At 46.7% G+C, this 1,961-nt stretch carries 2 protein-coding genes; both read right to left on the reverse strand.

What is annotated here, in order from left to right:
* On the reverse strand, window positions 1-272 hold a 272-nt coding region (locus tag KDK14_RS18485), incomplete at its 3' end, for a hypothetical protein (RefSeq protein WP_257266673.1).
* A 353-nt stretch (window positions 273-625) separates the two neighbouring features.
* Window positions 626-1,792 (reverse strand): WD40 repeat domain-containing protein, encoded by a 1,167-nt coding sequence (locus KDK14_RS18490; protein ID WP_257266674.1) that lies wholly within the window; start codon window positions 1,790-1,792, stop codon window positions 626-628.
* Window positions 1,793-1,961 lie beyond the last annotated feature (169 nt).

The following is a 1,961-nucleotide window of genomic DNA, read 5'->3' on the forward strand; positions in this document are numbered from 1 at the left end:
CCAGGTGGTGAATTTCGTTTCAACCGCTTCAGCAATTCGATCTGTTCCGGTTCAGGGACTTTTGAAGCATGTTCATTAAAGGCAGCCACTGACTCATGCAGGGATTTCAGATTATTGAATAACGGCCATTCACCGGTTTCGATTTTGCTTGCGGCAGCTCTGCGCAGTATGCGACCAAATGAAATCACCTGTTTTGTTGCTGGCAGATGTTTCAAGGCTTGAGTTCTAAATGAAGAGTAAATGTCCAGACATATTCGGGCTTTTGATAGCATGATAACTCCGGTCATGTTGACAAAGGGATTAAATTAATACCGTCATGGACCAGAAGAATCCTATATTTGCGTAGACCGTCCTCTATCCCGGATATTTCATAAACGTGCTCCTGCTCTCGCTTGTCCAATGCCCGGGAGGCCAGACTGCCCTGCGCGGCAACTGCTCCTGCATCGTCGTGCGGTGGCAGCAAATTGGTCTAACAATTTTTGCCATCGGCGCTATCTCGGACAGCCTCCTGGATCTTGCATCCATACGCGAGATTCGGGGCAGTTTATGTTATGAAATATCCCGGCCCGGGCTTGTCGGACCATTCAGTATCTAAACTTTAGATCTGTTAATTTGGCAAAAGTTCCTACTCCGGGCCGACAGGCATCTTCCAAAGTAACACAGTGCCTTTTTTTGAACTTCTCAGTCTGTTTCTGTCGTTGTTACATTGAATCAATAAAAGATCATCATCAGGGCTAAATTTGGCCGATTTAACGGAATGATCGAGATTTATCTGCTCTCTTTTTGCCCATTGACCATCATCACCAATGCCCCAGATCTGCACAAGGCCTGGCTGGTGTTTGTCTTTCCGATTTAATTTGTTGCCATAGATCAGAAAATGGTTTTCCAATCCATTAAAGTCGGCGCCTTCAATGGAGTAGTCATTAACAAGGTTTGTCATCGCTTGTTTAATCCACTTGCCATTGTTGTCTCGTCCCAGGATACACGCAGTATTCAGACTAAAGGTATAGGCAAGGTGCCCTGAACGGGAAAACCGGGCTTTATAAACGTGTCTTTGATGTTCAACCTCCAACTGTTCCTGCCATTTACCCTGACTGTCCAGGCTCTGAATTTTTACCACATTGCCATTACTCCGGGTCAGCACACTGTCCTCCTGAGCATTGAAGGCAGCGTCGATAATCCCCACCGGGTGACTGACCCTTGCTTTCTCAACCAGATTACCTTCCTCGTTATACCCCCAAATGCAGACGCCATTTGATTCAGTACCATAGCTCAGAAGAAAATTCTCTGATGGGCTAAAGATTCCATGATTGGCGCCGCTGTGCTCAAGGGTCTGAGCGTTATCCAGCCGATCACCAGGACTGCTGCAGTCCCAGAGTTTAAAGTTGCCATAGGTCCGTTTTATGAACCCCTGGTGATGGCTGGTGTGCTCAGGGGGCTGACCTTGATCCACCGGGTCAGCCGTTTTGTCGCAGTCCTGACGATTAAGGAGAAGTGCCAGTAATTTGCGCCCGGACGGGCTGAATTGGGCATTAGAAGAACAATGCTTAATTTCAGTTTTGACTACCCAGGAACCCTGATCGTCATAACCAGAAATAATCGCATTATTGTCTGTATCAAGACTCAGTGCGTATTGCCTGGAGGCGTTGAAAGACGCTTGGTAAAGAAGGCTGCTGACATACTGGTTAAGTTCCTTTGAATAATATCCAGGATGACAGACCTCCCCGATCTGCGACCAATTGCCATCCACATCACAACCCAGAAAGATGGCCTTGGAACCACCAAAGACCACGGCATGCTGTTCATCATCACTTATCTGGGCACTCCAAATCAGACTGCTGCACTCTATGACCTTTTTCTCCTCCAGGCAGTCAGGAATTGTCTGTAAATAACTTCCACATATTCAGATGCTCCACCGCAATCATCAGGAACACTGAGTTTAAAATGGGAAAGTTATTTTT

It is taken from the genome of Endozoicomonas sp. ONNA2 (genome assembly GCF_024606365.1).
GTDB lineage: Bacteria > Pseudomonadota > Gammaproteobacteria > Pseudomonadales > Endozoicomonadaceae > Endozoicomonas.